Source organism: Pedobacter sp., from assembly GCF_041645105.1.
In the GTDB taxonomy this organism is placed as follows: domain Bacteria; phylum Bacteroidota; class Bacteroidia; order Sphingobacteriales; family Sphingobacteriaceae; genus Pedobacter.
Genome location: NZ_JBAZQQ010000026.1, coordinates 1 through 2929, shown reverse-complemented (window position 1 = coordinate 2929; position 2929 = coordinate 1). Strand labels below are relative to the sequence as shown.

1 protein-coding gene is annotated in these 2929 nt (G+C 35.1%); it reads left to right on the top strand.

All coding sequences use genetic code 11. From position 1 onward, the window contains the following. Nucleotides 1-117 precede the first annotated feature (117 nt). A complete protein-coding gene (locus WC623_RS24830; protein WP_372856291.1) occupies nt 118-2586 on the top strand; it encodes a hypothetical protein in 2469 nt (822 codons plus the stop codon). Nucleotides 2587-2929 lie beyond the last annotated feature (343 nt).

Here is a 2929-nt window from a genome sequence, read left to right as displayed (position 1 = left end):
CTCCATTATGATATCCTTTGCAAGTTGTACCGTTAAAATTCCCATCATTGAACGCACTAAATATATTAATAAAATAAACTAAACGTTAATAATTCATAATGCACTTAAGTTCTTTCCATGATACCGCGAGAACAAGTATTAACTTATCTTCAGGGAAAACAGGATGCTTATGGTGGATACACTGGGAATGATATTACCGAATTGGCAGAATTTTTAAATGTCACCTCACAAGGTCTAAATCGACGACTTGCATATTGGATTCAAAACGACAAAGGGTTTTCAAGCTTTGTCTATCTTGGAAAAGAAAAACCCTCCATCACCCTCTCAGAATTCCTTGAAATCGAATACAAATTTGTTGAAAATCCCATTCAAGTAAAAAAAGGAATTTATGATAAAATTCAAACAAAAAGAGACATAGAAAATCTTGCACCGTTATCAAAATCAACCTATTATCGGAAAGTTGACCAAACACTTCTCTCACAATATTCTTATGAAAAGGAATACCGCTGGTTTGAATCCCAGAAAATCATCATACCATCAGATTATTCCGTTGAAAAAAACCGTGATGCTTTATCAACACTATTCATTTTTTCAGACCTAAAGACCTACGGTGGTGCTGACCTAAATGCGATTTGTGAACGATTAACCAAAAGCAAAGAATGGTTTTCAATGTATGACGTCAAAGCTATACGATTTTATCCACAAATATTGACAAGGAACCGATTTCTAAAAAATATCCTTACCTCAATACATCCGAATCAGAAAATTGGAGCTCAAATAAGGTTATTTTTTGAGTTGCAGGCAGCCTATATTATTGAATGTATGGATCTTTTCATTGACGAGATAATTCACGAACAGGGAAGAATGCGGCAGTCAGATAATGCATCACGACAAAAAACAGAAAACCAGTTTCGTAAAGAAGCACTGGAAAAACTTCGAAAAGACCTCAAGCAACTTGCAATGTCAGAAAAGATAGAGCCAAATACTCTTCTTAAATGTTCGAATGTTTTAATTGATGAAGAACTACAAACGCGAATAAAACTCTTGGAGAAACATTCCGATTCATGTCAATGGATCATGAAATTGATTAATGATTTAACATCGAATATGACTCAAGGCGTGAAGTTCCACAGAATTGAGGCAAAGACCGTATATCGTCTTGCAACAGGAGAAATTACATGGGGTACTCTGAACGAAAACGAAAAGCGTTCCATTGCATGGAATCCTGATTTTGCCAAAGCAATTGATAATAGCTATGCAAATATTGTTCCCGTCCTCGCTTTCAATAGGTTCATTGATTATATCCGCAAAGGTAAAGTAACATTCGAAGAAAGTTACTACTATCAAGATATTGGTCAACGAATACAAAATATTGAAGTTCCGGATGATGAAAGTTATTTAACACCTGACATTTTGGAACAATTGAGCGAAGGAACTTTTCAAGTAGATACAAGTTTTCTTCGTGATTTATCTACTACTGATATTGAAGCATCCGATGATGAAGTTCCATCATCCTGGACAAATCTGTCTGAAATATTAAAAGAAGTATCATTATATGTCAGAACTGTTAATACATCCTGGTTTTCTGAACATCAGCAATTGTTTAAAATGCAAACAGATGATCTATTTTCGATGGAATATACAGAAGTTGATTTTGCAGAGCGATTGTACAATTCTATTGGATTTCTTGGGAGAAATTTTAGATACAGGGATTCTGATACTTTTATGAATTTGAAATATTTTATCCAGAGGTATATTTCGGATGCTACACTTCGATTGGAATTGAAATTTATCCATAAGTGCATTGAGCAAATCACAAACCGAAAAATAGAGGGTGTAGTTATTGATACTATGGGTGTTGATGCGAGAATCAAAAGTATCTTATCCACTTATCATGGAAGATATCATACTATTGGTTTTTCGGATTTGCGTGCTGTAGCTATTGATATGACCCCTATTTTTTCTGGAGTTTGCCGTTCAACAGATTCTGAGGCAATGAATATAGTCGAGGTTATTGACGAAGTAAAAGAGATATGCGGAGATGACGTGCATATCTATACCGGCAATGGCCATACAACAACTAAAATATCTGCCGGAATGGCTTATTTGAGTCATGGAGTAATCGCTGCTGGTAGGTTTCATTATGACCTCAATAAAGGTTTAGGGCAGAGAAAACTTTCAAAATTGAAAAGGAATATCGTTTTGCTGAATAAGGTTGGAAAGTTATTGAAAACCGAGCCCACATTGGGGAGAGTAATCGCTATGAGAAAACATATTTATGTGGATGGATTGAATGTCCGAAAAATGGTTGAGGATCTTGGTTACCTGATTCTGAAGAATGTATCTCGAACAGGTTTGCCTATTGATGAAATATGTGATGCTGTTGAGAGGTCTAATCATTTGAAGAAAAAAGCGAGAATCGTAGAGGGTGCCAGAACGAGGGTTGAGCCAGACCAGGCAGAATTGCTGTTGAAATCAGGTGAATTGATACTTTGCATAGTTGGAGTCTATCATCTTATAAAAGGGTGGAAAGGTCCTTCGAGCCCGATTAATTTTTCAGATGTTAGACTGATATTACCTGCATGAAATGATTTATATATTTAGTGTGTTCAATGATGGGAATTTTAACGGTACAACTTGTCTGGATAATAGAATAGAATGGAATTTCTGGATAAGAGATGTATCCCCCAATTCTTTAAGATGTTTCTCAATGTCGATTCGTCTTGGTTCATCTAAATTCTCAAGATTTCCAATGTAAAGTTTGGTTTCCCGTTTAACTTTGTTGACAAGACGCTTCCCATGGTAGACTGCATAGTATGTGTGCCCTCTTTTCTCGATTCCTTGAATAAACATAAGGTATATTATGTCTTATCAACATATATATTTTACTATCAATATATGGTTTATAGATATTGTAATTTAAAAAAAT

Coding starts and splice junctions, on each gene's coding strand:
- WC623_RS24830 (WP_372856291.1), top strand. CDS start 118: ATGATACCGCGAGAACAAGTATTAACTTATCTTCAGGGAAAACAGGAT.